Annotated in this window: 22 protein-coding genes; 6 read left to right on the top strand and 16 right to left on the bottom strand. The window is 59.1% G+C overall.

Going from position 1 to position 24,851, the window contains the following annotated elements; genetic code table 11:
- Positions 1 to 8 precede the first annotated feature (8 nt).
- A complete protein-coding gene (locus tag KCG39_RS12805; protein ID WP_142468448.1) occupies positions 9 to 2,378 on the bottom strand; it encodes a TonB-dependent receptor domain-containing protein in 2,370 nt (789 codons plus the stop codon).
- A gap of 422 nt (positions 2,379 to 2,800) precedes the next feature.
- Between KCG39_RS12805 and KCG39_RS12800 the strand changes: the two genes are divergently transcribed.
- Positions 2,801 to 3,085 carry an Rdx family protein gene (locus KCG39_RS12800; RefSeq protein WP_004124173.1) on the top strand — a complete coding sequence of 95 codons (285 nt, stop codon included), beginning with the start codon at positions 2,801 to 2,803 and terminating at the stop codon, positions 3,083 to 3,085.
- 76 nt (positions 3,086 to 3,161) lie between these two features.
- The gene (locus KCG39_RS12795) at positions 3,162 to 3,512 is read left to right on the top strand and encodes a nitrous oxide-stimulated promoter family protein (protein WP_004124166.1); all 351 of its coding nucleotides are present in this window, start codon (positions 3,162 to 3,164) and stop codon (positions 3,510 to 3,512) included.
- 65 nt (positions 3,513 to 3,577) lie between these two features.
- On the opposite strand, the gene sitD is transcribed toward KCG39_RS12795, so the two are convergent.
- The 9 genes from sitD to KCG39_RS12750 form a co-directional block, all read right to left on the bottom strand.
- Positions 3,578 to 4,432: an iron/manganese ABC transporter permease subunit SitD gene (sitD, locus tag KCG39_RS12790; protein ID WP_004124164.1), complete on the bottom strand. Its 855-nt coding sequence runs from the start codon at positions 4,430 to 4,432 to the stop codon at positions 3,578 to 3,580.
- Entirely contained in the window at positions 4,426 to 5,274 is an 849-nt protein-coding gene (gene sitC, locus KCG39_RS12785; RefSeq protein ID WP_004124162.1) for an iron/manganese ABC transporter permease subunit SitC, read from the bottom strand. Before sitC ends, sitD begins: the two co-directional genes overlap by 7 nt.
- Positions 5,271 to 6,092: a manganese/iron ABC transporter ATP-binding protein gene (locus tag KCG39_RS12780; protein ID WP_004124160.1), complete on the bottom strand. Its 822-nt coding sequence runs from the start codon at positions 6,090 to 6,092 to the stop codon at positions 5,271 to 5,273. The genes sitC and KCG39_RS12780 overlap by 4 nt, the downstream gene beginning before the upstream one ends.
- Positions 6,089 to 7,006 carry a metal ABC transporter substrate-binding protein gene (locus KCG39_RS12775; protein WP_004124159.1) on the bottom strand — a complete coding sequence of 306 codons (918 nt, stop codon included), beginning with the start codon at positions 7,004 to 7,006 and terminating at the stop codon, positions 6,089 to 6,091. The genes KCG39_RS12780 and KCG39_RS12775 overlap by 4 nt, the downstream gene beginning before the upstream one ends.
- Positions 7,007 to 7,184: 178 nt before the next feature.
- Positions 7,185 to 8,147 (bottom strand): LacI family DNA-binding transcriptional regulator, encoded by a 963-nt coding sequence (locus KCG39_RS12770; RefSeq protein ID WP_004124158.1) that lies wholly within the window; start codon positions 8,145 to 8,147, stop codon positions 7,185 to 7,187.
- Between the two features lie 56 nt (positions 8,148 to 8,203).
- A complete protein-coding gene (locus KCG39_RS12765; protein WP_004124157.1) occupies positions 8,204 to 9,118 on the bottom strand; it encodes an ROK family protein in 915 nt (304 codons plus the stop codon).
- A gap of 207 nt (positions 9,119 to 9,325) precedes the next feature.
- The gene (locus KCG39_RS12760; protein ID WP_004104873.1) at positions 9,326 to 9,640 is read right to left on the bottom strand and encodes a PTS lactose/cellobiose transporter subunit IIA; all 315 of its coding nucleotides are present in this window, start codon (positions 9,638 to 9,640) and stop codon (positions 9,326 to 9,328) included.
- Positions 9,641 to 9,663: 23 nt separating this feature from the next.
- The gene (locus tag KCG39_RS12755; RefSeq protein ID WP_004134311.1) at positions 9,664 to 10,986 is read right to left on the bottom strand and encodes a PTS cellobiose transporter subunit IIC; all 1,323 of its coding nucleotides are present in this window, start codon (positions 10,984 to 10,986) and stop codon (positions 9,664 to 9,666) included.
- Between the two features lie 9 nt (positions 10,987 to 10,995).
- A complete protein-coding gene (locus tag KCG39_RS12750; protein WP_004104871.1) occupies positions 10,996 to 11,310 on the bottom strand; it encodes a PTS sugar transporter subunit IIB in 315 nt (104 codons plus the stop codon).
- A gap of 174 nt (positions 11,311 to 11,484) precedes the next feature.
- Here KCG39_RS12750 and KCG39_RS12745 point away from each other — a divergent pair, with 174 nt between their 5' ends.
- The 4 genes from KCG39_RS12745 to KCG39_RS12730 all read left to right on the top strand — a co-directional run bounded on the left by KCG39_RS12745 (position 11,485) and on the right by KCG39_RS12730 (position 17,980).
- Complete coding sequence (locus KCG39_RS12745) at positions 11,485 to 12,756, top strand: PTS sugar transporter subunit IIC (protein WP_112167328.1); 1,272 nt, start codon at positions 11,485 to 11,487, stop codon at positions 12,754 to 12,756.
- 223 nt (positions 12,757 to 12,979) lie between these two features.
- Positions 12,980 to 14,317: a maltoporin gene (locus KCG39_RS12740; protein WP_004124149.1), complete on the top strand. Its 1,338-nt coding sequence runs from the start codon at positions 12,980 to 12,982 to the stop codon at positions 14,315 to 14,317.
- Between the two features lie 12 nt (positions 14,318 to 14,329).
- Positions 14,330 to 16,525 carry a CBM35 domain-containing protein gene (locus tag KCG39_RS12735; protein WP_112167326.1) on the top strand — a complete coding sequence of 732 codons (2,196 nt, stop codon included), beginning with the start codon at positions 14,330 to 14,332 and terminating at the stop codon, positions 16,523 to 16,525.
- A 54-nt stretch (positions 16,526 to 16,579) separates the two neighbouring features.
- The gene (locus tag KCG39_RS12730; protein ID WP_112167325.1) at positions 16,580 to 17,980 is read left to right on the top strand and encodes a glycoside hydrolase family 1 protein; all 1,401 of its coding nucleotides are present in this window, start codon (positions 16,580 to 16,582) and stop codon (positions 17,978 to 17,980) included.
- Positions 17,981 to 18,210: 230 nt separating this feature from the next.
- Here KCG39_RS12730 and KCG39_RS12725 read toward each other — a convergent pair whose 3' ends face one another.
- The 6 genes from KCG39_RS12725 to hypB form a co-directional block, all read right to left on the bottom strand.
- Positions 18,211 to 19,158, bottom strand: a complete 948-nt coding sequence (locus tag KCG39_RS12725) for an alpha/beta hydrolase (RefSeq protein WP_112167323.1) — start codon at positions 19,156 to 19,158, stop codon at positions 18,211 to 18,213.
- A 117-nt stretch (positions 19,159 to 19,275) separates the two neighbouring features.
- Positions 19,276 to 21,348, bottom strand: a complete 2,073-nt coding sequence (flhA, locus tag KCG39_RS12720) for a formate hydrogenlyase transcriptional activator FlhA (protein WP_004124140.1) — start codon at positions 21,346 to 21,348, stop codon at positions 19,276 to 19,278.
- Between the two features lie 231 nt (positions 21,349 to 21,579).
- Entirely contained in the window at positions 21,580 to 22,590 is a 1,011-nt protein-coding gene (gene hypE / locus KCG39_RS12715; protein WP_004124137.1) for a hydrogenase expression/formation protein HypE, read from the bottom strand.
- Positions 22,587 to 23,708, bottom strand: a complete 1,122-nt coding sequence (gene hypD / locus KCG39_RS12710) for a hydrogenase formation protein HypD (protein ID WP_112167322.1) — start codon at positions 23,706 to 23,708, stop codon at positions 22,587 to 22,589. Before hypD ends, hypE begins: the two co-directional genes overlap by 4 nt.
- Complete coding sequence (locus KCG39_RS12705) at positions 23,709 to 23,981, bottom strand: HypC/HybG/HupF family hydrogenase formation chaperone (RefSeq protein ID WP_004104861.1); 273 nt, start codon at positions 23,979 to 23,981, stop codon at positions 23,709 to 23,711.
- Entirely contained in the window at positions 23,972 to 24,844 is an 873-nt protein-coding gene (hypB, locus tag KCG39_RS12700) for a hydrogenase nickel incorporation protein HypB (protein ID WP_004124116.1), read from the bottom strand. The genes KCG39_RS12705 and hypB overlap by 10 nt, the downstream gene beginning before the upstream one ends.
- Positions 24,845 to 24,851 lie beyond the last annotated feature (7 nt).

The following is a 24,851-nucleotide window of genomic DNA, read 5'->3' as shown; positions in this document are numbered from 1 at the left end:
TTGGCCGGTCAGAAATCGACGTTAACGCCCAGCTGCCAGGTGCGGCCAGGCATCACCGCCAGCGCTCTGTCGTTGGCGTCCTGATTCGTCGCCGTTTCGATATTGCGGCTGCTCAGATAATCCCAGTATTTACGGTCGGTAATGTTGTATACGCCGCCGTTGACGCGCACGTTCTTCGCGACTTGCCAGTACGCGGTCCAGTCCAGCATGCCGTAACCCGGAACGCGCATATATTCGCTGGTCGAATCGGTAATCGCGGAGCCGGAGTTGGTATAGCTTTCACGGTTGGTGGCGGTGGCGCGCTTGCCCTTAACAAAGGTGGCGGTCAGCGCGGTGCCGTACACTTTTGCCGGATCGTCCCACGCCACGCCGACGATGGCTTTCATTGGCGCGACGCTATCAAGGTCGACGTACTTATCGCCGCTGTAGCTGGATTTCGATTGCCCTTCACTATAGCCGTAAGCGAGGGTGGCGCTCAGGCCATTAACTTCTTCAAACCAGCTGCCAAAGTTGAATTTAGCGCTGATTTCGCCACCGTAGATATACGCTTTATCGCGGTTTTCCGCCTGGTAAATGGTGTAGATATTCGACGGTACGTTAGTGAACTGCGCCGGATTATTGGCGCGGGTGTAGCGCGTATAGGCGATAAAGTTCTTATAGGTGTTGTAGAACAGCGCGGTGCGCATGGTGATACCTTCCGCCACTTCGCCCTTCATCCCCCACTCAACGTTATCGCTGGTTTCGGTTTTCAGATCGGTGTTGCCGATCAGCGCATACTGGCCGCGTCCGGCGTAGCTGGAGCCGAGGTTCCACGAACCGTACAGCTGGCTGGCGTTCGGGAACTGCGCGCCGCGCTGATACTGCAGATAGGTCATCAGGCGCGGGGTGAAATCGTACTGCAACACCAGCGACGGCAGCGCCTGGGTATCAGCGTTCTTACCGTACAGATTTGACACGTCGGAACCGGTCAGCACGCTGCTATTGTTTGCCAGATCGGAGACGTTCTCCGGCCTGGTCGACTGATGCATCACGCGAATGCCCGGGATAACCGCAAAGTTATGCTCGTCGAGGTCGAAATTAATTTTGTCCTGCAGGAAGCCGGCGACGATATAGCCGCGGCTGTCGGCGTCCGGTTGCATGATCTGGCTAAAGGCGCTCGGGGTGGGCGACTGGGTTAACGGACGCTGGGTTTTGGTGGTGCTGGCGTTAAAACCGGCGCTCAGATCGTGGCGGCCTATCGATTTCGCCAGCGCGCTCTGAATGCCCCAGGTGTCGGTATCGTAGTCGGAGCTCACCGTTTGCATTGCGCGGGTGACGCTGTCCGGCATATAGGTCCAGTCATGGGCCTCGGTATGCTGGTAGTAGACCTTGGTCGATACGCTGTCGATATAGTCGTTCATCGGCGTCCAGTCGTCCTTCAGGCTCAGTCCCCAGCGGCGGGTCTGGCTGGTCTGGTTTGACGTGCCGATAACGCTGTTGCCGCTGGAGTCCCAGGCGTCATAATGCGTGTGGTTCGTTTTATGGTAATAATCGAAGGTGCTGGTGAGCTTATGTTCGTCATTCGGCTGCCAGATCCCCGAGGCCATAAAGGCGTTGGAGTGCCAGTTTGCCGGATAGGAATCAACGGTCCCGCTGTTATTCTCCGTCTCCTGACCGTCGCGACGGCTGTAGACGAAGATCCCGCGCAGGGTCTCGTCGCCGCCGGCAACGGTGACGCCGTTGTGCCAGCTGCGATCGGATGAGTCGTAGCCGCTGCGGTAGCCGAAGGCGCTGGTTTTGCCCGGATGCAGGTAGTCATCCGCGGATTTCGGACGGAAAGAGACGTTGCCGCCGATGGCGCTGTTGGCGGTATCGGTTGATGTCGCCCCGGACTGAATATCGATGCTGCCGTACATGTAGGGGTCAATGTAGTCGCGGCCCATACCGAAGGTATTGAGGCCCGCGCGGCTGGCGTAGCTGCGCCCGGTGGCGTTCGGCTGGGCGATGCCGTCGACGTCGATCCCGACGCGGTTGCTCTCCATGCCGCGTATGTTGTAGCCGGTATAGCCGCCGCGGTCGAAGCCGCTTTTGCCGTTGCCGGAACCGCCGCTGGCGCCGGTGGCGCTAATGAGCGGCTCGTAGCGCATGATGGAGCCAAAGTCGTTGGCCCCTTTATCCTGCAGCTCCTGAGCGCCGATCGAATGTTCGCTGCCCGCTTTCAGCAACGGCGCCGGCGCGGTAACGGTCATCCGTTCCGAGCTGTCATCAGTCGATGCGCTGCTGGTGGTTTTCGCGGTGGTATCAGCCGCCCCGGCGGAAGTCTGATAAATTGCTGTAAGCAAAGAAGTCACCAGCAGGCTTTTCTTGAACCATGCTGTTGATTGAGTGGAGTTATACATAGTAGCCACGCCTTAATAATTATTAGAACCTATCTCATTAGGGCTATTTTGCTTGCCATTTTGAACCTGGGCAGTGCTCAGACAAAACTCATAGAGTTTTGAACGCCTTCAGGGCGGCCCGAAGGGGGAGCGTAGCGAATAATCCTCACGTACTACGTGTACGCTGCGGTTCTTCCGCGCTGGCCGTGTTCAAACTGTCTGCGCCAATGACGCCTACTGGGATAGGTTTTGAGTATTGGCTCACGCGTTACTTCCAGAGTGCAGGTGTGTCCGGTTATTCCGTTACTGGACGTTTTTTCTCCATGCTTATTGATTGCGAATGGTAATGATAGGTATTATCGTTTGCAACAAAATAATCATGTTATCTTCAATTAATCTGCAAGTTGTTTACAATTTGCCCTTTTACCGACAGCGAGAAGCCGATGAGCCACAAAGCCGCGATTACCATCACCTACTGTTCGCAGTGCAACTGGATGCTGCGCGCCAGCTGGATGGCCCAGGAACTGCTGCACAGCTTTAGCACCGACATTGCTTCGGTCACGCTGATTCCGGGAACCGGCGGGATCTTCGTGGTAGCCGTTGATGATGTGCAAATCTGGGAGCGCAAGCAGGATGGCGGTTTCCCTGACGCGGCGGAGCTCAAGCGCCGGGTGCGCGACGTTTGCTTCCCGGAAAAATCGCTGGGGCACGTGGACAAACCGGCATAATCCTCAGGGAGTATGTGGCTGCATCGCTCTCTCTGAATGTGTATTATGAATGCATCTTTTTCGGGAGGAACAGGCGATGGCAGGCAAACGTATTGCGCGGGAAAAAAAGACCATTAGCAGCATGATCGCGCTCTATCAGCGCCGCTGCCCGGAGGCCCGCGACGATACCGAACACTATCAGGCGCTCAACGCCTATGCCGACAAGCGGCTGGATAAATGCGTCTTTGGCGAAGAGAAGCCCGCCTGCAAGCAGTGCCCGGTGCACTGCTACCAGCCCGCAAAACGCGAAGAGATGAAGCGGATTATGCGCTGGGCAGGGCCGAGGATGCTCTGGCGGCACCCGATTCTGACAATTCGCCACCTGATCGATGACAAACGCCCGGTACCGGAGTTACCGGAAAAGTATCGGCCCAAAAAGCCGCAATAAACTCCCCGGCTCGCGCTGCGCTTAGCCGGGCTACAATTCGCGCGGTCTGTAGCCCGGGTAAGGCGTCAGCCGCGACCCGGGGCCTCGCCGGAACGGGCCGTGGTTTGACTATCGCGAACCGAGGTCCAGACAAATGCGATAACGAACAGGGCGGTAAACAACACCACAATGGTCGGCGCCGGCGCGCTGTCGAGATAAAACGACAGCCACACGCCGCCCAGCGAACAGCTTAACGCCATCGCCACCGCCAGCAGCAGGGCGCTGACAAAACGCCGGGTCAGCAGCAGAGCAATCGCCCCCGGCGCTATCAGCAGCGAAATCGACAAAATGATCCCCACCGCTTTCAGCGTCGCCACGATGGTCAGCGCAATCATGCACAGCAGCCCATAATGCAGCAGCCCGCAGCGCAATCCGCTGGCCTTCGCCTGCTGCGGATCAAAGGCGTGCAGCAGAAAATCACGCCACTTAAGCCCGATTATCAGCGCAATCGCCAGCGCAATCAGCGACGTTTGTACAATATCGCTGGCGGAAATACCCAGCATGTCGCCAAACAGAATATGATCGAGATGGACCTCCGACTGAATCGACACGTACAGCACCAGGCCTGCGCCAAACATCCCGGAAAATACGATGCCCATGATGGTATCGCGCTTAATGCGGCTATTATCGTCGAGATAACCGGTGGCGATGGCGCAGAACAGCCCGGCGATAAACGCGCCGATGGCGAAGGGGATACCGAGGATATACGCCACCACCACGCCCGGAAAAACCGCGTGGCTCATGGCATCGCCCATCAGCGCCCAGCCCTTGAGTACCAAAAACACCGACAGCAGCGCACAGGGGATGGCAACGATCGCCGCCACCAGCATGGCGTTGACCATAAAGGAGAACTGGAAAGGTTCAAGCAGCGCGCTCAGCATGAGGCCTCCCTGGCGCGGCGACGGCTGGCGAGCAGGCCGTGCTTCGGCGCGAAAACGAACGCGGCTAAAAACAGCAGCGTCTGGGCGACGACGATAATTCCGCCGGTCGCCCCGTCCAGATAGTAGCTCAGCCACGCGCCGAAAAAGCTGGTCAGGCTGCCAATCGCGACGGCAATCGCCAGCAGGCGCGGGAAGCGGTCGGTCAACAGCCAGGCGGTGGCGCCGGGCGTCACCACCAGGCAAATCACCAGAAACGCGCCGACGGTTTGCAGCGCCGCCACGGTACAGGCCGCCAGCAGGGTAAAGAACAGCAGCTTCAGCCCGCTGGTGTTGAGGCCAATCGAGCGGGCGTGATTCTCATCGAAAAAGGTCACCATCAGGTCTTTCCACTTCAGCAGCAGAATCGCCATCGAAATAAAGCCAATTGCCGCCAGCTGAATAATATCCTCTGGAGCAATAGCCAGAATATTGCCGAGAATAATGGTCTGGATATTCACCGAGGTCGGGTTCAGCGACACCATAAACAGGCCGATACCGAAAAAAGAGGAGAAGATCAGGCCGATAATTGCATCTTCCTTCAACTTCGAACGCTGGTTAAGAAACAGCATGCTGCCCGCCGCCAGCCCGCCGGAAAGAAACGCCCCCAGCGCGAAGGGCAGGCCGAGCATATAAGCGCCCGCTACGCCCGGCACGATAGAGTGGGAGAGGGCATCGCCAATCAGCGACCAGCCTTTGAGCATCAGGTAGCAGGAGAGAAACGCGCACACTCCGCCCACCAGCGCTGAAACCCACATCGCGTTCAGCATATATTGATAACCAAACGGCTCCAGCAGCCAGCTCATCTTTCGCCTCCCGCCGCCCGGCGGCTGATAAACGGCCGCTCATCGTCGGTAATAATCCTCTCTTCCGCGCCGCTCAGCACCACGTGGCGCAGCACGCCGCTAAAAGCCAGTTCGAGGTTTTCGGCGGTAAAGGTGCTTTCCGTCGGGCCGCTGGCCAGCACGGTGCCTTTGACCATCACCGTGTAGTCGCAGAACTCGCTCACCGAGCCGAGGTTGTGGGTGGAAACCAGCATGGTGCAGCCTTCGTCGCGCAGCTCCCGCAGCAGCTCGATGATGCGCGCTTCGGTCTGCACGTCGACGCCGGTGAAGGGTTCATCCAGCAGAATAACTTTTCCCTGCTGAGCGATAGCGCGGGCCAGAAACACGCGCTTTTTCTGCCCGCCGGAGAGCTCGCCGATCTGGCGCTGCCGGTACTCGCTCATGCCGACTCGCGCCAGGGCGGCATCGACAATCTCATGGTCGCGCGCTTTAGCCCGCCGCAGCCAGCCCATATGGCCGTAGCGCCCCATCATCACCACATCTTCCACCAGCACCGGGAAAGACCAGTCCACCTCTTCCGCCTGCGGAACGTAGGCGACGAGGTTCTGCCGCAGGGCGCGGTTAACCGGCTGGCCGAGGATCGCGATATCGCCTTTACCGACGCGTACAAAGCCCATCAGCGCTTTAAACAGCGTCGATTTGCCCGAACCGTTCACCCCGACCAGCGCGGCGATGGCGCTGCGCGGCACGCGGAACGAGGCGTCGCGCAAGGCAGTATGACCGTTGCGATAGGTCACGCTGACATTGTTGACCGCGAGACCCGGTAGCTCGTGACTCATGCCTGTTTCCTTAGTCCGTCGTTGATGCCCTGGACGATGGTTTGGGTGGTGACGCGCAGCAGGTCGAGATAGGTCGGCACCGGGCCATCGGCGGCGCTCAGGGAGTCGACGTACAGGACGCCGCCATAGTGGGCGCCGGCTTCTCTTGCCACCTGACGCGCCGGTTTATCGGAAATGGTGCTTTCGCTAAAGATAGTCGGGATATGCGCTTTCTTCATGGTGTCGATGGTTTTCCGCACCTGCTGCGGCGTGCCCTGCTGGTCGGCGTTGATCGGCCACAGATAGAGCTCCTGCAGGCCGTTATCGCGGGCCAGATAGGAGAACGCCCCCTCGCTGGTTACCAGCCAGCGCTTATCCTGCGGTAGCTTCGCCAGTTCCGCCTTCAGCGGCGCCATGGTCTGGCGGATCTTCTCTTTATAGGTCTCAGCGTTATGGCGATAGGCGTCGGCATTTTCAGGATCGTACTTCACCAGCGCGTCGCGAATGTTATCGACATAGATCAGCGCATTGTCCGCCGACATCCACGCGTGCGGGTTGGGCTTACCGTTATACGGCCCCTCGCTGATGCCCATCGGCTGAATGCCGTTGCTGACCACCACTTCCGGTACGCCGTTCAGGTGCTGATAAAAGCGGGCGAACCACAGTTCAAGGTTGAGGCCGTTGGCGAGGATCAGCTGTGCGCCCTGCGCGCGTTTGATATCGCCGGGCGTTGGCTGATATTCGTGGATCTCGGCTCCCGGTTTGGTGATGGAGCTGACGTCGGCGGCGTCGCCCGCAACGTTTTGCGCCATGTCGGCGATCACCGTGAAGGTGGTAATCACTTTAAATTTCTCTTTTGCCTGGACGGGGGCGACGGCCAGCAGCGCCAGCGTGGCGGCAAACATCAGATGCTTCAGGGGTGGCAGGTGCAGCATAAGGTCCCTCACAACGTTGCGGTTAATTAATCATCATTTATAGCCATTGCTATGTTATATAGCACAAGCTATTTATAAATGAAAATAATTCTTATTTAGATGTAAGGCGAATGATTAGCGTGCGAACCCGCGGCGGGAGAGAAAAAGGCCCGGCCACGCGGAAGGCCGGACGCTGAAATCAGGAGAGATCGGCCACCGACTGGCGGGGGATCAGGCGGCCCGCCAGCGTACGCCCTTCGGGAGAGAAGGTGGGGCGCTCGTCAATCAGGTTGCGGATACGCTGCAGGCAGTTCTCCATCAGCTGCTCCAGCGGCCAGGAGATACACGTCAGCGGCGGATTGAGCAGCGAGGCAAGGGGAGAATCTTCCAGGCTCAGCAGCGAGACCTCCTGCGGTACGGCAACGTTGAACTCGCGCAGCAGGCGCATCGCTTCGGCGGCGTAGCGGTCCCGTTTCACGATAATCACCGAGTATTTGCTGAAGCTGTTAATCAGCGTCAGCAGCGCCTGTTCAACGTTATCGTTGGCCGCCAGCATCAGCTGCCGGTTAAAAGGGATGGAGTAGTTTTGCAGGACGTTGCGATAGCCTTCGAGCATCTGGCGGCTGGCGTCATCGCTGTCGTTATCAACGAGCAGCGCGATATTGCGATGGCCCTTGCCGATTACGTAGCGGCAGGCGCTCTCGGTGGCAAAAGCGTAGTCGTAGCCCTGATTATTGACCCCGGCAATGCTGAAGCGGTCAAAGGAGATCACGTTGCGCGGCGCATCCGCCGGGACGGCGCCGAGCACCACCACCGCCACGCACTGGCGCTGTAAATCGTCGACGACCGCCGCCTGTTCCGCCGCATCCGTGACGTACTGAACAATCAGGTTTTTATTCAGCCCCTTCAGCGCTAGCGAGAGCATCGGTAGCAGGCGCGCGCCGCTGCTGTCATCGTTCGCCGGGATCACCAGCCCCACGTGATTGGATGTCTGACTGGCGAGGTTTTGCGCGGCAAAGCTCGGGCGGTAGTTCAGTTCCTCTACCGCGCGCAGCACCGCTTCCCGGCTCTCTTCGCGCACGCCCCGCGTGCCGGTCAGCACGCGGGATACCGTCGCTCGGGAGACATTCGCTAATCTTGAAACATCATCAATGGTTGGCATGGCATTTTCTGTCTGAATATTTTCGCCTAGCTTAGCATACCTGCTGAAAAAAGTGTCTACCGCCGACCGGCTTCAGCATCGGCCAGAACCGGCAGCCAGGCCGCGCCGCGCACGCCGCTGGCGTCACCGAAGCGGGCCTGTTTGATCTGCGTTCGGCAGCTATCGGAGAAGAGATACGGGACGATCGCCGACGGCAGTTGCTCATAGATTTGCCCGACGTTGGAGAGCCCGCCGCCCAGCACAATCACCTGCGGATCGAGGATATTGATTACCGACGCCAGGCTGCGGGCGAAAGCGTCGATAAAATGCCGCCAGTGGGCCAGCGCCTGGGGATCGCCGTTTTGCGCGGCGGCGATAATCGCCTCGGATCGCGCCTGCGCGCCGTAGCGGCGGGCAAAGCCGGTGCCGGAAATAAAGCTTTCGATGCAGTTCTCTTTTCCGCAGTAGCAGGGCTGTGCCGGGCCGTCGCGATCGGGGCAGTAGCCCGGCAGGGGATTGTGTCCCCATTCGCCAGCGATGGCGTTAGGTCCGCTGAGCAGCTGTTGGTTCACCGCAACGCCGCCGCCGCAGCCGGTGCCGATGATAACGCCGAAAACGGTCATCGCCCCCGCGCCCGCGCCGTCCACCGCCTCAGAGAGGGTGAAGCAGTCGGCATCGTTCGCCATCCATACCGGCTGGCCGAGCTCCCGTATCAGGTCATGACGCAGGTCGTGGCCGTTAAGCACCAGACAGTTACAGTTTTTAATCAGGCCGCTTTGTGGGTCGATAGCCCCCGGCAGGCCGATACCAAGGGTAAACGGACGCTCGCTCCAGGCGCGGACGCTCTCAATGAGCCCGAGCAGCTGCTGCATAAACGCGTCGTAGCTCTCTTTATGCGTCGGACGGCGCTGGCGATAGACGCATTCGCCCGCCGCGTTGAGCAGGACGGCTTCCATTTTGGTGCCGCCGATGTCTAAACCGAGATGTAGCATGGTTGTCCTTAATGGTGGTAGACGGTTTCCCGGGGCCAGCCGGTTTTCTCCGAGAGGGAGCTACGCGTGCAGTCCAGGTAGCCCGGCTAAGCGCAGCGCGAGCCGGGAAGTCAGCGAGGTGACATGAGCATTTACCGTTTTCCCGGGTCGCGGCGTAAACGCCTTACCCGGGCCAGGTCATCTCCTCACTCCTGGAGAGGAGGAACTCTACGCGTGCAGCGGTCGCGAGCGGTAAATGGCGATCAGTTCGCCGATCAGCTCTTTCGCCAGAATCGAGGTCATCAGATGATCCTGAGCGTGAACCATCACCAGGGTCATTTTGGTTTTACCCTCTCCCTCGTCGGCCTCAATCAGCTGGGTCTGCACCCGATGCGCCTCGCGGGCGAAATGCGCCGCTTCTTTCATTTTTTCGTCGGCGGCGGCGAAATCCCCCGCTTTAGCGCAGCTCAGCGCTTCGTAGCACAGGCTACGCGACTGGCCGGCGTTGATGATGATACCCATCACCTGTTCTTCTAATTCCATGATAACCCTATGAATAGTATGAATTATGCGGACTGCGGCGCGCTTTCGGCCTGGGCGGCCGCGTTAGCGTGTTCCTGCTCCAGCAGCTGTTTTTCGTAGGCCTTGAGGAACGGCAGGTACATCACCATCGCCGTTGCCATACAAATCAGGCACATGATCACCGGGCTAAAGCTCCAGTTCGCCGCCCACGAGGCGCCGATAGGGGCGGGCGTCGTCCACGGCGTCATCGACACCACGCGGCTCACCAGGTCCAGCTTCAGCGCAAAGTAGGCCAGGGTCGCGTTGATCATCGGCACCAGCACGAACGGCAGGAAGAATAGCGGGTTCATGATGATCGGCGCGCCAAACAGAATCGGCTCGTTGATGTTAAATACGCCCGGTACCACGCCCATCCGGCCAATCGTTCGCAGGTGCACGGCCTTGCTGCGCAGCAGCATCAAAGCCAGCGGCAGGGTGGATCCGACGCCGCCGATCAGCAGGTAGTGATCCCAGAAGCCCTGGACGTAGATATGCGGGATCGCGGTGCCTGCGGCCATTGCCGCCTGGTTGATCGACAGGTTCGCCATCCAGAACGGATTCATAATCCCGGTGACGATCAGCGCCCCGTGGATCCCGGCAAACCACAGCACCTGGCACACCAGCACCGACAGCAGGATCGCCGGTAGGGTATCGGAGGCCGCCACCAGCGGTTTCACCAGCGACATGATCGCTTCCGGGATAATCATCCCCAGCTGCGCTTCGATAAACAGATTCAGCGGATGCAGCGTCAGCACGATCGCCAGCACCGGGATCAGGATTTCAAACGAGCGCGCCACGCCCGCCGGGACTTCCGGCGGCAGACGAATGGTAATGTTGTGACGCTTGAGGAAGGCGTACAGTTCGGTGGAATAAATCGCCACCAGAATCGCGGTGAAGATCCCCTGGCCGGAGAAGTAGGCGGTGGAGATCTGGCCATCCTTCAGCGGCGCGGCCACCAGCAGAAACGACATCAGCGACAGCATTCCGGCGGTCAGCGAATCCAGATTGTGGTGTTTCGCCAGGCTGGCGGCGATCCCGACGGCGATAAACAGCGTCATTACCCCCATGCTGAAGTTAAACGGCAGCATCAGCGCATCGCGATGATCGAGAGAAAATTGCAGCCAGGCGCGGGCAAATCCCCACGTCGTATCCGGAGAAAACGGCGGGAAAATAAAGACCAGCAAAAACGATCCGACGATCATAAAGGGCAGGGCGGTAATAAAACCGTCGCGGATGGAGGTGACGTATTTTTGCTGGCCAATCGCACCCGCCATAGGCGTGATCTTCTGTTCAATCACGGCGATCAGCTTCGCGTACAGAGAGCTCATGATCTTTCCTTAGTTTTTGTTATCGATAAGGGAAAGCGCGAAATCGAGTACGGCGCCGCCTTTCTGCATGCCGTAATCCATCATGTTGATGGGTTCCACGCGGATACCGTATTTATCAGCCTGCTTTTGCAGATCTTTCTGCATGTATTTCACCTGCGGCCCCAGCAGGACCACCTGGTAATGGCCGACCTGTTGATCGAATTCCGCGACGCCGAAGGCGTTGATCTCCACCGGCAGACCGCGCTGCTCGGCTTCGGCGATCATTTTTTTCACCAGCAGGCTGGTGGACATGCCCGCGGAACAGCACAACATTATCTTTTTCATATATCGCTCCTGATGAGATGGATGCGCCGACTATAGTCATAATGGATATAAAACGGAAAGCGCTTTCCGTTTGTGGATTTATTTATTGTGACAACGATCACCTATGGCGGGCTTTTACTTTATCCGGGAGTGCGCGATCATCCTGGCGATAAACTATTCCTATAAGGCAGGACTATGAACATTCAGTTGATGAATGTTGTCGTCGATATCATCGAGCAGCGGCTGGCGCCGCTGGCCAACGTTCTGACGCGCAATAACCACATCACGGCGATGCGCGACAGCTTTGCGCTTGCGATGCCGTTTGTGATTGTCGGAAGTTTGCTGGTGCCGATTTTGTTTCCGCCCGTTTCCATCGACGGCGCATCGTTTTTCGGCCAGTTCTATTTCCAGCTACTGCCCATTCTGCTGCCGACCTTCGAACTGACCATCGGGCTAGTGGCGCTGATTGTGGCCTTCGGCGCCAGCGCCAGTCTTGCCAAGCAGTACCGGCTGCCTGAGCGGCTCTGCGGGCTGACCGGCTGCCTGGCGTTCTTGCTGTTTATCGGGTTTCGCGGCAACGGCGCGACCAATATTTTCCTCGGCGGGATGGGGATTTTTACCGCTCTGATTTCAAGTACTTACTCCATTGAGATCGTGCGCTTCTTCTACAAGAAAGGCTGGTGCATCCGCCTGCCGGAAGAGGTGCCGGTGATGACCCGCAACGGCTTTCAGCTGCTGATCCCGCTGCTGGTGGTGATGCTCTCCATCAGCGTCATCAACGCGCTGCTGCTGCAGAGTACCGGGCGCATTTTACCGGAGCTGATTAGCGAAGCGGTGCGGCCGCTGGTGGTGGCGTCCGACACCTTAACCGCGGTATTAATTTCTTTATTTATCTGTAACCTGCTTTGGTTTGTCGGCATTCACGGCGCGCTGATTATCACCGGGATTATGAACCCGTTCTGGATGACCTATCTGTTTGAAAACCAGCAGGCGCTGGCCGCCGGTTCCGCCACGCTGCCGCATATTTACCTGCAGGGGTTCTGGGATTTTTACCTGCTGATCGGCGGCATCGGCTCCACTTTACCGCTGGTGTTTATGGCGATGCGCAGCCGTTCGCGGCAGCTGAAAAGCGTGGGGAAAATTGGCTTGCTACCCTCGCTGTTTAACATTAATGAGCCGATACTGTTTGGCTTTCCGATTATCATGAACCCGGTCTTTCTGCTGCCGTTTCTGTTTGTTCCGCTGATAAATGCTTGTATAGCATGGTATTTAACCCAGCTGGGGATTCTCGATCGGGCGGTGGCGATGCTGCCGTGGTCGATGCCGGCGCCGCTCGGCGCGGCGTGGTCAGCTAACGGCAGCTGGAAAAACCTCTGCATGTGCCTGTTCGCCATTTTTAATGCCTGGATGCTCTATCGTCCGTTCTTCAAGGTCTATGAACGGCAGCTCGCCGACGCCGAACGCTAAGCTTTTCGCCTGCCTGCCACAGCCCGCCGCGTGCGGGCTTTTTTATATCTGCCAGATTATGTGAACCTCATCACAAATATTCGCCCGCTCTCGTTAAAATTGTGAACTCATCCGGCAATTACGGAAAGCGCTTTCCTTTAACGGATGTACATTTCCATTTTTGATCCGTAAATTTCCTCCCGTTCTCAGGCAGTGTTAATAAAAAAATAACCAAGGAATAAAAATGATCAGGCTAAATCATTCAATACCTCTGTCTTTACTCGCCCTTGCGGTGATGAGCGACTGCGCCATCGCCGATCCGAAGTACGATTTTATGCTCCACGGCTATATCCGTTCAGGGATCCTCGCCAACGCCGACGGCAACCGCGCCGACTCGGTTGGCCTGATGCCGGACGGCAAGTGGCGTCTGGGCAACGAAGAGGATACCAAGATCGAACTGATCCCGACGGTGACGTTAACCTCGGACAGCGGCGTGGTGGCTAAAGTCCAGGCCAACATTACCCATCAGTCGAAATGCACCTCCGACTGGAACTGTCAGGACGACGACGGGCATGATGTGCAGTTCCGTGAAGGTTTTGCCGAACTGTCAAACCTCGACTTCGCCCCGGAAATGACCTTCTGGGCCGGTAAGCGCTACAGTAGCTCCAACACCTCCAGCCACCAGTTCGACTGGGAGTACATTCAGTACAACGGCACCGGCGGGGGCTTCGACAATATGGATCTCGGCTTCGCGCGCTTCGATGCCGGGGTATACGCCTTCTCGCCAACCGACGAAACCAAAGCCTACCCGGTCGACAAAGGCGATCAGGGCTATCCGGATGACTACTCGCTCAATCTGTGGCTGAAAAAGATCGGCGGCACCGGCTTCGACCTTGAGCTGATTGGCCATCATATGAACCGCAACGAGAAGCACCCGACCTCGGCGGAAAAGGGCTACGGCGTGACCGGCGTCTACAACTTTGACGGCTTTTACGGCCTGACCGGCGGCTACTCTCGCGTGGTCTTCCAGTACGGGCGCGGTCTGGCGGCGGGAGACTCGCTGGGGAAAAACGGCTGGGGCTGGGCAAACCTCGACGATACCCAGTCCTGGCGCGTGGTGCTGGATAACATGGCCTCGCTCGGCGACTGGGAAATCTCCACGTTTGCCTACTATCAGAAAGACAAAAACTACCGCTGGTGGACGGAAGATGCCAACGGCTGGGGACGCACCAGCTGGGTGGCGGGGATCCGCCCGTATCAGCAGATCACCAAAAACTTCGCCATGCAGTACGAGCTGGGCTACGAATATCTCGACGATAAAAACTACAAAGGCGTGGACGGTAAAGGCAAAGGCGGCCTGACGAAAGTGACCATCGCGCCGACCCTGACCTTTGATTCCGGCTTCTGGACCCGCCCGCAGCTGCGCTTCTTCGTCACTTACGCGAAGTGGGATAAAGGCGTGTCCGACGCGCTGGACGGCAACTATAACTGGGACACCAATACTATTTCCGCAGGCGGCTACTCGCGCAGCGGCGACACCGACACGCTGAACTTTGGCGTGCAGGCCGAAGTCTGGTTCTAAGGAGAGATAACGATGATTAAGCCGGTGACAAAACTGATGCTCGTCGCGCTGCTTTCGGCGCTGGGAAGCGCAGGAGCGATGGCCGCAGAGCGCTCGCACTTTGAACACTTTATTACCCGCGACGGTGCGACGCTAAAAGACGGCGACAAGGTTTTCCGCTTTGCGGGCATCCACGCGCCGGAGCTGCACCGTATTGAGGACGATGCGCGCGGTACCTGCAAGGCCGACTCGCGCGGCTGGGGGCAATATTTCCGCTGGCCGACGGCGGAAGAGCAGGAAAACTGGATTAAGGCGCTGGTGCAAACCGGCGCCAGGGCGCAGCGGGTATACGTGCTCTCGGTGCAGCAGGCGTTTGACGAGGCCTGCGGTCGCGAAACCCATATTCTGGCCCCGGAAACCGCCGACGGCATGCCGCGCCTGAATGAAAAGGCAATGCGGGTATACGACAACATGATCGCCGAGGCGGACAAACAGGGGCTGCGCCTGATCCTGCCGTTTATCGATCACTGGTGGTGGTGGGGCGGTCGCGAGCAGCTGGCGGCGTTCTACTACGAAAAGCCGGAGGATTTTTACCGTACCGACAGTAAAACCTTCAAGGCCTATCTGGACGTGATTCGCCAGGTCATCACCCGTACCAACAGCGTGACCGGTCGTCCTTATTACGACGAAAAAGCGATTATGGCCTGGGAGACCGGCAACGAACTGGAAGACACCAACGCGGCGTTTCTTCAACAGACCGCCGCGTGGATCAAAAAGTGGGCGCCGCATCAGCTGGTGGTCGATGGCACCTACAAGAAAATTAACGGGTTTGCGCTTAACGATCCCCATGTCGATATCGTCAGCAACCACTACTACACCAATGCCGATAACAACCATCCCGATCAGGTGAAAAAAGACCTGACGGCGGCAGCGGGTAAGAAAGTCTATATGGTGGGCGAATTCGGCCTGCTGGACGCGCAGCAGCTTAACGCCATTATGCAGTCGATCGTCCATAGCGAAGTCAACGGCGCGCAGGCGGCGGGCGGTTTAATCTGGGGCTTCCGCGGTCATCGTCACGACGGCGGCTTCTACTGGCATAAAGAGTCCACCGGCCACTACAGCTACCATCTGCCGGGCTTCCCGGTGGATGGTAAGGCCAATCAGGAGATGGAAGTGGTCGACCTGGTGCGCACCGCCGCGGCGCAGATGACCGGGCTGGAGAAAGCGCCGCCGCTGCCGAAGCCGGATGCGCCGACGCTGCGGGCGACGGATTCACCTTTTGCGATCAACTGGCTGGGGGCGGCGGTAGGGCGCGCCTACGATGTTGAGCGCGCCGATTCGGCATCCGGGCCGTGGAAGGTGGTGGGGCGCGACATTTCCGACGGCGTTAACGAATGGAATCCGCAGACGATGGATCTGTTCCGCGATGACTATCGCAGTCTGCGGCTGGGGAATACCTACTATTACCGCGTCATCGCTAAAAACGAGAGCGGCAGCTCAGCGCCTTCGAACGTGATTAGCGTGAAGCATACTCAGGCGAATCAGGCGCCGGAAGTCACGCTGGCGGAGAGGCTTACCACCAGCCAGGATCAGGGCGTGCAGCTGAGCGCGAGCTGGCGCGATGACGGGCTCCCGGACCGCGACGTAAAGGTGAACTGGAGCAACGGCGGCAGCGCGCAGGCTCATTTTTGCGCGACGGATAAAGCCGAAACCCGCGCCTGGTTCAGCGCCCCCGGTGAATACGCGCTGACCTTTAGTGCCGATGACGGTCTGCTCAAAAGCAGCAAAACCGTTAAGGTCACGGTGACGGAAGCCGTCGGTAAAGTCCCCGCCGACTACTGCCGTTTTGGCGGCGGGGTATTGAACGTGACCAATGGCAAAATTGCGGCGGCGAAAAGCGAGAAAGACGCGCTGACGATTGACGAAGACGGCTTCCTCGGGCCGTTCGCCAACGACGGCGATAAGGTGAGCTGGCAGGTTTCCGCGCCGTGGGCCGGCAAGTATCAGCTGCGGGTGACGTTCAGCGGCAAATGGGGCGGCAAGAAAAACTCGTTTATCGTCAACGACGGCGCGCCAATCGCGGTTGAGTTCCCGCAGACCGATGAACAGGGCCAGCAGCTGCTGGTGCCGGTTGAGCTGAAGGCCGGCGATAACCGCATCGACTTCGGTAAATTCGCCGGCGACTGGGGCTACATGTTTATCAAATCGATTGAAGTGGTTACAGAGTAGTGCTTATTGGCTGCGCCCGTTGGGTGCGGCCTTTTTTAACTTACAGGAGGCGTTATGACCCGGTATCAGTTTCCGGAAGGCTTTTTTTGGGGCGCGGCGGCATCCGGCCCGCAAACGGAAGGGATAAGCAACAAGCCGCACCGTTCTATTTGGGATAGTTGGTTTGCCGAACAGCCGGAACGTTTTTATCAGCAGATTGGACCGCAAACCGTTTGCGACACCTATCATCAGTATCCCCAGGACGTGGCGTTGATGAAGCGGACCGGGTTCAACTCCTTCCGCACGTCGATTCAGTGGTCGCGGCTGATTGATGACTTCGAAACCGGCGCGCCCAATGCGGACGCGGTGCGTTTCTATCATGCCTACCTTGATGAGATGATCGAAAACGGCATTGAACCGATGATTAACCTCTACCACTTCGACATGCCGGAAGCGCTGCAAAAGCAGTACGGCGGCTTTGAGTCGGCGCACGTGACGGATCTCTTCGCGCGTTTTGCCCGCACCGCATTCGAGCTGTTTGGTCACAAAGTGAAATACTGGATCACCTTCAACGAGCCGATTGTGCCGGTTGAGGGCGGCTATCTGTACGACTTCCACTATCCCTGCAAGAAAGACGGCAGGCTGGCGGCGCAGGTGGCGTTTAACATTATGCTGGCCCACGCTAAAGCGGTGCGCGAGTTTCGCGCGCTGGCGCTGGAAAGCGAGATTGGCGTGGTGCTGAATCTGACGCCGTCCTATACCCGCAACGACAGTGCGGAGGATAAAAAAGCGGCGTGGTATGCGGATCTGTTCTTCAACCGCAGCTTTCTCGATCCGCTAGTGAAGCATCAGTTCCCGAAAGAGTTGTGCGAAATTCTGGCCGCGCGCGACTGCCTGCCTGAGGTGACAAAAGCCGACGTGGAGCTGATTACCGGATCGCGCGTCGATTTTCTCGGCGTTAACTATTACGTTCCGCGGCGGGTGAAGGCGCGCGAAAGCGACTATACGCTGGACTATTTCACCCCGGAGTTCTATTTCGAAAACTATGTGAATCCAGAAGGGCGCTTTAATCCTTATCGCGATAATAATGAGATTCTGCCGCAGGCGATTTATGACATTGCCGCCAATATTCGCGATAACTACGGCAATATAAAGTGGTTCCTCGCGGAAATCGGTATTGCGATGGATATTGAGTCGGAAGGCGAACCGGGCGAAGACGGGGTCATTGACGATTCGTTCCGCATCGGCCTGATGGAAGAGCATCTGGTGCAGCTGCACCGCGCGATAGCCGACGGCGCGAACTGCTTTGGTGTGCATCAGTGGACCTTTATCGATAACTGGTCATGGATTAACTCGTTCAAGCGCCGCTACGGTTTCTGGCGGCTCGACCTGCAAACCGGAGAGCGGCAGATAAAGCGCAACGCGCTGTGGTTTGCCGAACTGGCGACCAGCAACGGCTTCAGTTCTGATAAATAGCTCGGCAAAATCCCCCGGAGGCGGCGTTTGGCGCGCCTGTCCGGGCTACCAAACCACACGAACTTGTAGCCCGGACTGATGTGCAGTATCGCCTCCGGGAAGTCATACCTACAGGGGCTTCAGATGATCTCCCCGGTGGCGGCTGACGCCTTACCGGGGCTACGGGTCACCGCAGTTTGCGGACAGGTAGCCCGGCTAAGGCGTCAACCGCGAGCCGGGGGTTATCGGCGCTATTTTTTTATTTCCGCCAGCGAGGCTATCCAGTTCATCGCCAGCTGCGGCCACTCGGCGGCGGGCAGGCCCGTTGTCCCACGGATGCCAAACCCGTGTTTCCCCTCGGCGAACAGATGCAGCTCGGTCGGCACCTGCTGCGCGCGCAGGGCGTTAAACATCACCAGCGCGTTATCCACCGGCACGGAAGGATCGTCCACTGCGTGAAAAATAAAGGTCGGCGGCGTCTGCGGCGTGACGTTCTGTTCTGGTGAATAACGACGCTGCCGCTCTGCCGTCGGCGTTTCGCCAATCAACGCCTTGCGCGATCCGGGATGGGCAATCGCCGGAACCATAGAAATAACCGGATAGCCGAGCACCGCGAAATCCGGCCGCGCGCTCTGCTGGTCGATAACATCCACGGCGGCGTAAGCCGGTTCGCTAAAACGGGTCTCCAGGCTGGCCGCCACGTGTCCGCCGGCGGAAAAGCCCATAATTCCGATTTTTTGCGGATCGATACGCCACTCGGCGGCCCGTGCCCGCAGGGTACGCAGCGCGCGCTGGGCATCGGCCAGAGGCGCATCGCTGCCCTCCGCATGACCGTCCGCGGGCATCCGGTAGGTCATCACAAACAGGGTATAGCCCCGGGCGTTAAACACCGGGGCAAGATCGCTGCCCTCTTTATCCAGCACCACCCGCTGATAAGAGCCGCCCGGCGTCACCAGCAGCGCGATACCGTTGGGCTTCTCCGGCGCGTAAACGGTAATTGTCGGAGCGCGAACGCCGGTGACCGCGCGATCGGGCAGCGAGGGGTCTTTGCTGCGCTCCACCAGCGATTCGCTCGCCGGGCTGTCTTTCGCGCCGGGCGCTTCACCGCCGGGCCAGACAGAAAAGGTGGGCAGAGAGGAAAATGCAGCCTGAGAAGAGAAAAGCAAAGCGATGGCGGCGGCCAGAGGTAAACGCGTCATAAGCATCTCCATTAAGGAAAAGGCTTATTTATCATTGATGAGCGGCGGGTAACGCGAGTTGTCTCACAGAACGCTGTTTCATTAAAATCAAAATGAAACAGCGTTCTGAAGATGTGCCTACTGCAGCTGGTCTTTATGAATACCCAAGCGTTTCATGCGCGAAAGCAGAGTAGTGCGCTTTAACCCCAGGCGCTGGGCCGCGCCCTTCGGTCCGGCGACCACGCCGTTGCTCTCTTTCAGCACCCGGACAATCAGCTGGTATTCATCTTCGCCTTCCTCCGGCAATACTTCCGCCGCCAGCGGCTCCGGCTCGATGCTCATTTCCGGCAAGGAGAGCTGCAGCACGCTGCCGCGGGTCAGCAGCACCGCGCGCTCAATGACGTTTTCCAGTTCACGCACGTTGCCCGGCCACTCCATGCGGCTGAGAAGGCGCAGCGTTTCCGCCGGAATGCTGTCGATATTGCGTCCCAGACGGCGGGCGATTTTAAAGGTGAAGGCCTTCACCAGTAGCGGAATATCGTCCGGACGCTCGCGCAGCGGCGGCAGGTGGATCGGAAAAACGTTCAGCCGATAGTAGAGATCGCTGCGAAATTCGCGATCGGCAACCATCTGCTTAAGATCGCGGTTGGTCGCGGCGATCAGGCGCACGTCGGTATGAATCAGCTTATTGCTGCCGAGACGCTCGAACTCCTGCTCCTGCAACACGCGCAGCAGCTTGGGCTGTAGCTCAACCGGCATATCGCCCACTTCATCAAGGAAAAGCGAGCTTTTGTCCGCCAGTTCGAAACGGCCGATACGCTGGGCGCTGGCGCCGGTGAAGGCGCCGCGCTCGTGGCCAAACAGGTCGCTTTCCAGCAGCCCGGCGGGCATCGCCGCGCAGTTCATTTTGACCATCCGCCGGCTATTGCGGCCGCTCAGATTATGAATAGCGCGGGCAATCAGCTCCTTACCGGTGCCGGTTTCGCCGAGGATCAGCACCGTGCTGTCGCTCTGCGCCACCATCTCCACCTGCTTGAGCACGCTGTTCATCGCCTCGCTGCGGCCAATGATTTCGCCAAACTCGCTCTCCACGTTGTTGAGCTGTTCGGTCAGGGCGAGGTTCTCATCGACCAGCCGCTCTTTCAGGCGCTGAATTTCGCGGTAGGCGAGGGCGTTGTCGATGGCAATCGAGACGCGCTCGGCGATTTGCCGCAGCAGCTTAAGGTTGGTGGTGGTGAAGACTTTCTCATCGCACTGCGCCAGTTTTAGCACCCCGAGCAGGGTATTGCCGGACATTAACGGCAGCAGGCACAGGGTCTGAATTTTGTTATCCCACATCTCGAAAAGCATTTTTTCGTACGGCGCCAGCGGATCATGCTCGTGCAGATTGAGCAGCAGCATCTCTTTGCTTTTGAAGACCCGCTCGGTCAGGGTGCCGGCTTCATCCACTTCGCTCTGGTCGTGCACCGGATGGCTGGCGTCGAGGTAGTGGGTGGAGTAGATGTTGAGCTTGCCTTTGCGGTTGCTGCGCAGCACCACGCTGATGGCGTCGATGCGGAAGTAGCGGTGGATCTCTTTGGCCACTTCGCTGACCAGCTCGTCGATATCCAGCCGCGAGAGCACGGCGTTGGTGATCGCCACGAGGATGCGGAAGTTATCGCGCTCGTGGCACAGCAGGTCGTAATCGACGTTGTTGCTGACCCGGCTCTGGATCTGCTCGGTGACCACGGCGACGATTTGCGTAAAAGTGTGTAGCCGCTGGTACTCTTTTTCAGTCCATGGGCGGTTGTCGTCGCGAATAAATTCGCAGCCGCCGAAGATGCGGCCTTCCGCCGCCAGCGGCAGCAGGCAGTAATAGCCAAAGGTGGGATAGAGTCCGCTTCGGGCGAGCTGCGGCCATGTCTCGGCAAAGGTGGCGCGATCGCAATGCAGCGCATCCGGTCGGGACAGCAGGCGTCGAACCGGGCCGTTGGCGAGGACGGTTTCATCTTCGTAGCTCACCGGATGTCCGGCATCGTCGCAGGCGTGCCTTGTCGCGCGATGGTTGCCGGAATGCCACAGAATAATCGCCGCCCGGTCGGCGAGCGCGGACTGCTGCACCAGGCCGGTCAGCGTCTCGCTCAGCGCGGCCAGATCCGGCTGCTGTAATAAAATGCGGGTGATATCAAACAGACCCTGCTGCCCAAGATCGCCCATCGGTGTATACGACATTGCTTAAGTCCAAAAGCGCCGCAAAGCGGCGCAGAAGAAAGTGATGACACAAATAATAGTCTGTTTATAAAGCGGTTGTTACCGCCGTCCACCCATCCGCGGTTGCCCGCGGGTTTGGGCGGGATAATCATGCTGGTTTTGCCCGGCTCGCGCTGCGCTTAGCCGGGCTACAGGTGTGCGCAGTTTTGTAGCCCGGATAAGGCGTTAGCCGCAATCCGGGGTCCCGCACCGTTAACAAATTCTCGGCAGCGGCTCGGCGTGAGGAAGATCCAGCGTACGTTTGACGCCGTACAGGCCGATGGAGCGCACGCCCGCGCGCGGCACGACCTCGCCGATTATCGCCGCATCGCGGCCTAACGGATGGGACCGTAAATGCGCAAGTACGCTTTCCGCCGCCTCGCGGGCGACGGCGATCAACAGCTTGCCTTCGTTGGCAAAATTAAGCGCGTCCAGCCCCAGCAGCTCGCAGACGCCGCGCACGGTCTCGTTCACCGGCAGCTTATTCTCATGCAGCTCAATCCCGCAGCCGCTGGCGGCGGCGAACTCGTGGGCCACCGCGTTAACCCCGCCGCGGGTGGCATCGCGCAGGGCTTTCACGCCAGCGACGTCGCGCAGCGTCTGAATCAAGGGCGTCAGCACCGCGCAGTCGCTGGACAGCGCGCCGTCCAGCCCCATCTGCTCGCGCAGGTTAAGAATCGTCGCCCCGTGATCGCCAAGCGTACCGCTGACCAGCAGCACGTCGCCGGCGCTAATCTGCTGCGCCCCCCAGCGAATACCGGTGGGGATCACGCCGATCCCGGCGGTATTGATAAACAGCTTATCCGCCGCCCCGCGCGGCACCACTTTGGTATCGCCGGTAACAATGGCGATACCGGCCTCCCGGGCGGTCTGCGCCATGCTGTTCACCACCGCTTCGAGGGTGGCCATCTCCAGCCCCTCTTCGAGAATAAACCCGCAGGAGAGATAGCGCGGCAGCGCGCCGCTCACCGCTACATCGTTCGCCGTACCGCACACCGCCAGCTTGCCGATATTACCGCCGGGGAAAAACAGCGGATCGATAACGTAGCTGTCGGTGGAGAAGGCGAGCCTGTCGCCCTGCGCGCTAAGCTGAGCGAGATCGAGACGCGCCTGATCTTCCTGCTCCGCCAGCCAGGGGTTGGCGAAAGCCTGCATAAACAGGTCGCCGATCAGCTGCTGCATCGCCTGACCGCCGCTACCGTGGGCTAACTGAACGCTTTTCATGCTTCGATTTCCTGACTGCGATATTGATACCAGGCGGCGCAGGCGCCTTCCGATGAGACCATCAGCGCGCCGAACGCGCTCTGCGGGTTGCAGGTCTTGCCGAACAACGGGCACTGGTGCGGCTTACAGCGGCCGGTCAGCACCTCGCCGCAGCGGGCGCGAGGGTCGTCGCTGACCCGCTGCGGCGCCGGGCGGAAATGCGCCTCGGCGTCGAAACGCTGGTATGCCGTCGTCAGATGCACGCCGGAGTCGCTAATCACCCCCAGCCCGCGCCACTCGCTATCGCCGCTAAGGCAAAACACCTCGGCGATGGCCGACTGCGCCAGCGGATTGCCCGCATCGGGCACCACCCGGCGATACTGGTTCTCCACGTTGCTGTGCCGCGCTATTGTCTGCTCAACCAGCATCACCGCGCCTTGCAGTAGATCAAGCGGTTCGAATCCTGCCACCACCAAAGGACGATGATAGTCGCTGGCGATAAAACCGTAGGCGTCGGTGCCAATTACCATGCTGACGTGACCGGGGGCGAGAAACGCGTCGATACCGTTATCCGGCTGGTCGAGCAGGCTGCGCAGGGTCGGCAGCAGGGTGATGTGCTGGCAGAAAAAGTAGAAGTTGGCGACGCCGCGCTCGCGGGCCTGACGCAGGGTCAGGGCGGTGGCGGGCATCGTCGTTTCAAAACCGAGTCCGAAGAACACTACTTCACGCTCGGGGTTCTGCTGCGCCAGCTTAAGGGCATCCATCGGTGAATAGACGATGCGGACGTCGGCGCCGCGCGATTTCGCCTGCAGCAGCGAGCCGTTTTTTCCCGGCACGCGTATGGCGTCGCCAAAGGTGCAGAAAATCACCCCCGGACGGCTGGCGATATCGATACAGGCGTCAATGCGTCCCATCGGCAGCACGCACACCGGGCAGCCGGGCCCGTGAATAAACTCGATATTTTCCGGCAGCAGCTGGTCGAGGCCAAATTTAAAAATGGCGTGGGTATGGCCGCCGCACACTTCCATAATGCGCAGCGGACGGTCGGCGGTATGCGGTAGAAGGCGTGCGCGCTGCCGGAGATGTTCCACCAGCTGCATCACCTGTTCCGGGGCGCGGTATTCATCGACATAACGCATTTACCGCTCCTCGCCGTACAGCAGCGCGCCGACGTCCGGCTCGACTTCAAACATATTTTGCAGCGCTTCGAGGGTGTCGCGGGCTTCGGCTTCGTTGATGACGCTCATGGCGAAACCCACGTGGACCAGCACCCACTGGCCGAGACGCGGCTGGCCGCGATCGTCGACCGCGCCCACCAGGGTCAGGTCGACTTCGCGCTGAATGCCGCACACTTCTACCTTCGCCAGATTGCCGTCAATGGCGCAGATTTGTCCGGGAATGCCTATGCACATTGTTGCGTCTCCAGCCAGCTAAGCCACTGGTCCATGCCTTCGCCGCTGGTGGCGGAGAGCAGGATGATGTCAATATCCGGGTTCACCTCGCGGGCGCAGGCCAGACACTTCTCCACGTCAAAGTTGAGATACGGCAGCAGGTCGATCTTGTTAAGCACCATCAGGCTGGCGGCGGCGAACATATGCGGATATTTCAGCGGTTTGTCTTCGCCTTCGGTGACCGACAGTACTGCCACTTTATGACGTTCGCCGAGGTCAAAGCTCGCCGGGCACACCAGGTTGCCGACATTTTCGATAAACAGGATCCCACGGTCATTCAGCGGCAGGCGCGGCGCGGCGTCGGCGATCATTTGCGCGTCGAGATGGCAGCCTTTGCCGGTGTTGACCTGAATAGCAGGTGTGCCGGTGGCGCGGATGCGCGCGGCGTCGTTCACCGTTTGCTGATCGCCTTCAATCACCGCGCAGGCGGTTTTCGCTTTCAGCCGCAGCAGGGTTTCCGTCAGCAGGGTAGTTTTGCCGGAGCCGGGGCTGGAGACCAGGTTCAGCACCAGCTGGTTTTTAGCGGCGAAGCGCGCGCGGTTGCGGGCGGCCAGACGGTTGTTTTTATCCAGCACGTCGATTTCCACTTCCAGCATCCGCCGCTGGCTCTGGCCCGGCGCGTGGGTACCCGCCTCGCCGTGACCGTAGTGCAGGTCGCCCACCGCCGAGCGGGTAGGGGAAAAGTTATCGGTTTTCACGCCGGTAATGTTCATCATCCGGCGCGGGGCGGGCGCGAAGGGGGCGCTGCGAAACGCCGAATGCGGGTTATGCTCATCGCCTTCTATATAAAGGTTGCCTTCACCGCAGCCGCAGGTTGTACACATAATCTTA

Origin of the sequence: Klebsiella pasteurii (genome assembly GCF_018139045.1) — a bacterium.
In the GTDB taxonomy this organism is placed as follows: Bacteria; Pseudomonadota; Gammaproteobacteria; order Enterobacterales; family Enterobacteriaceae; genus Klebsiella; species Klebsiella grimontii.
This window is presented reverse-complemented; position numbering and strand designations above follow the sequence as displayed.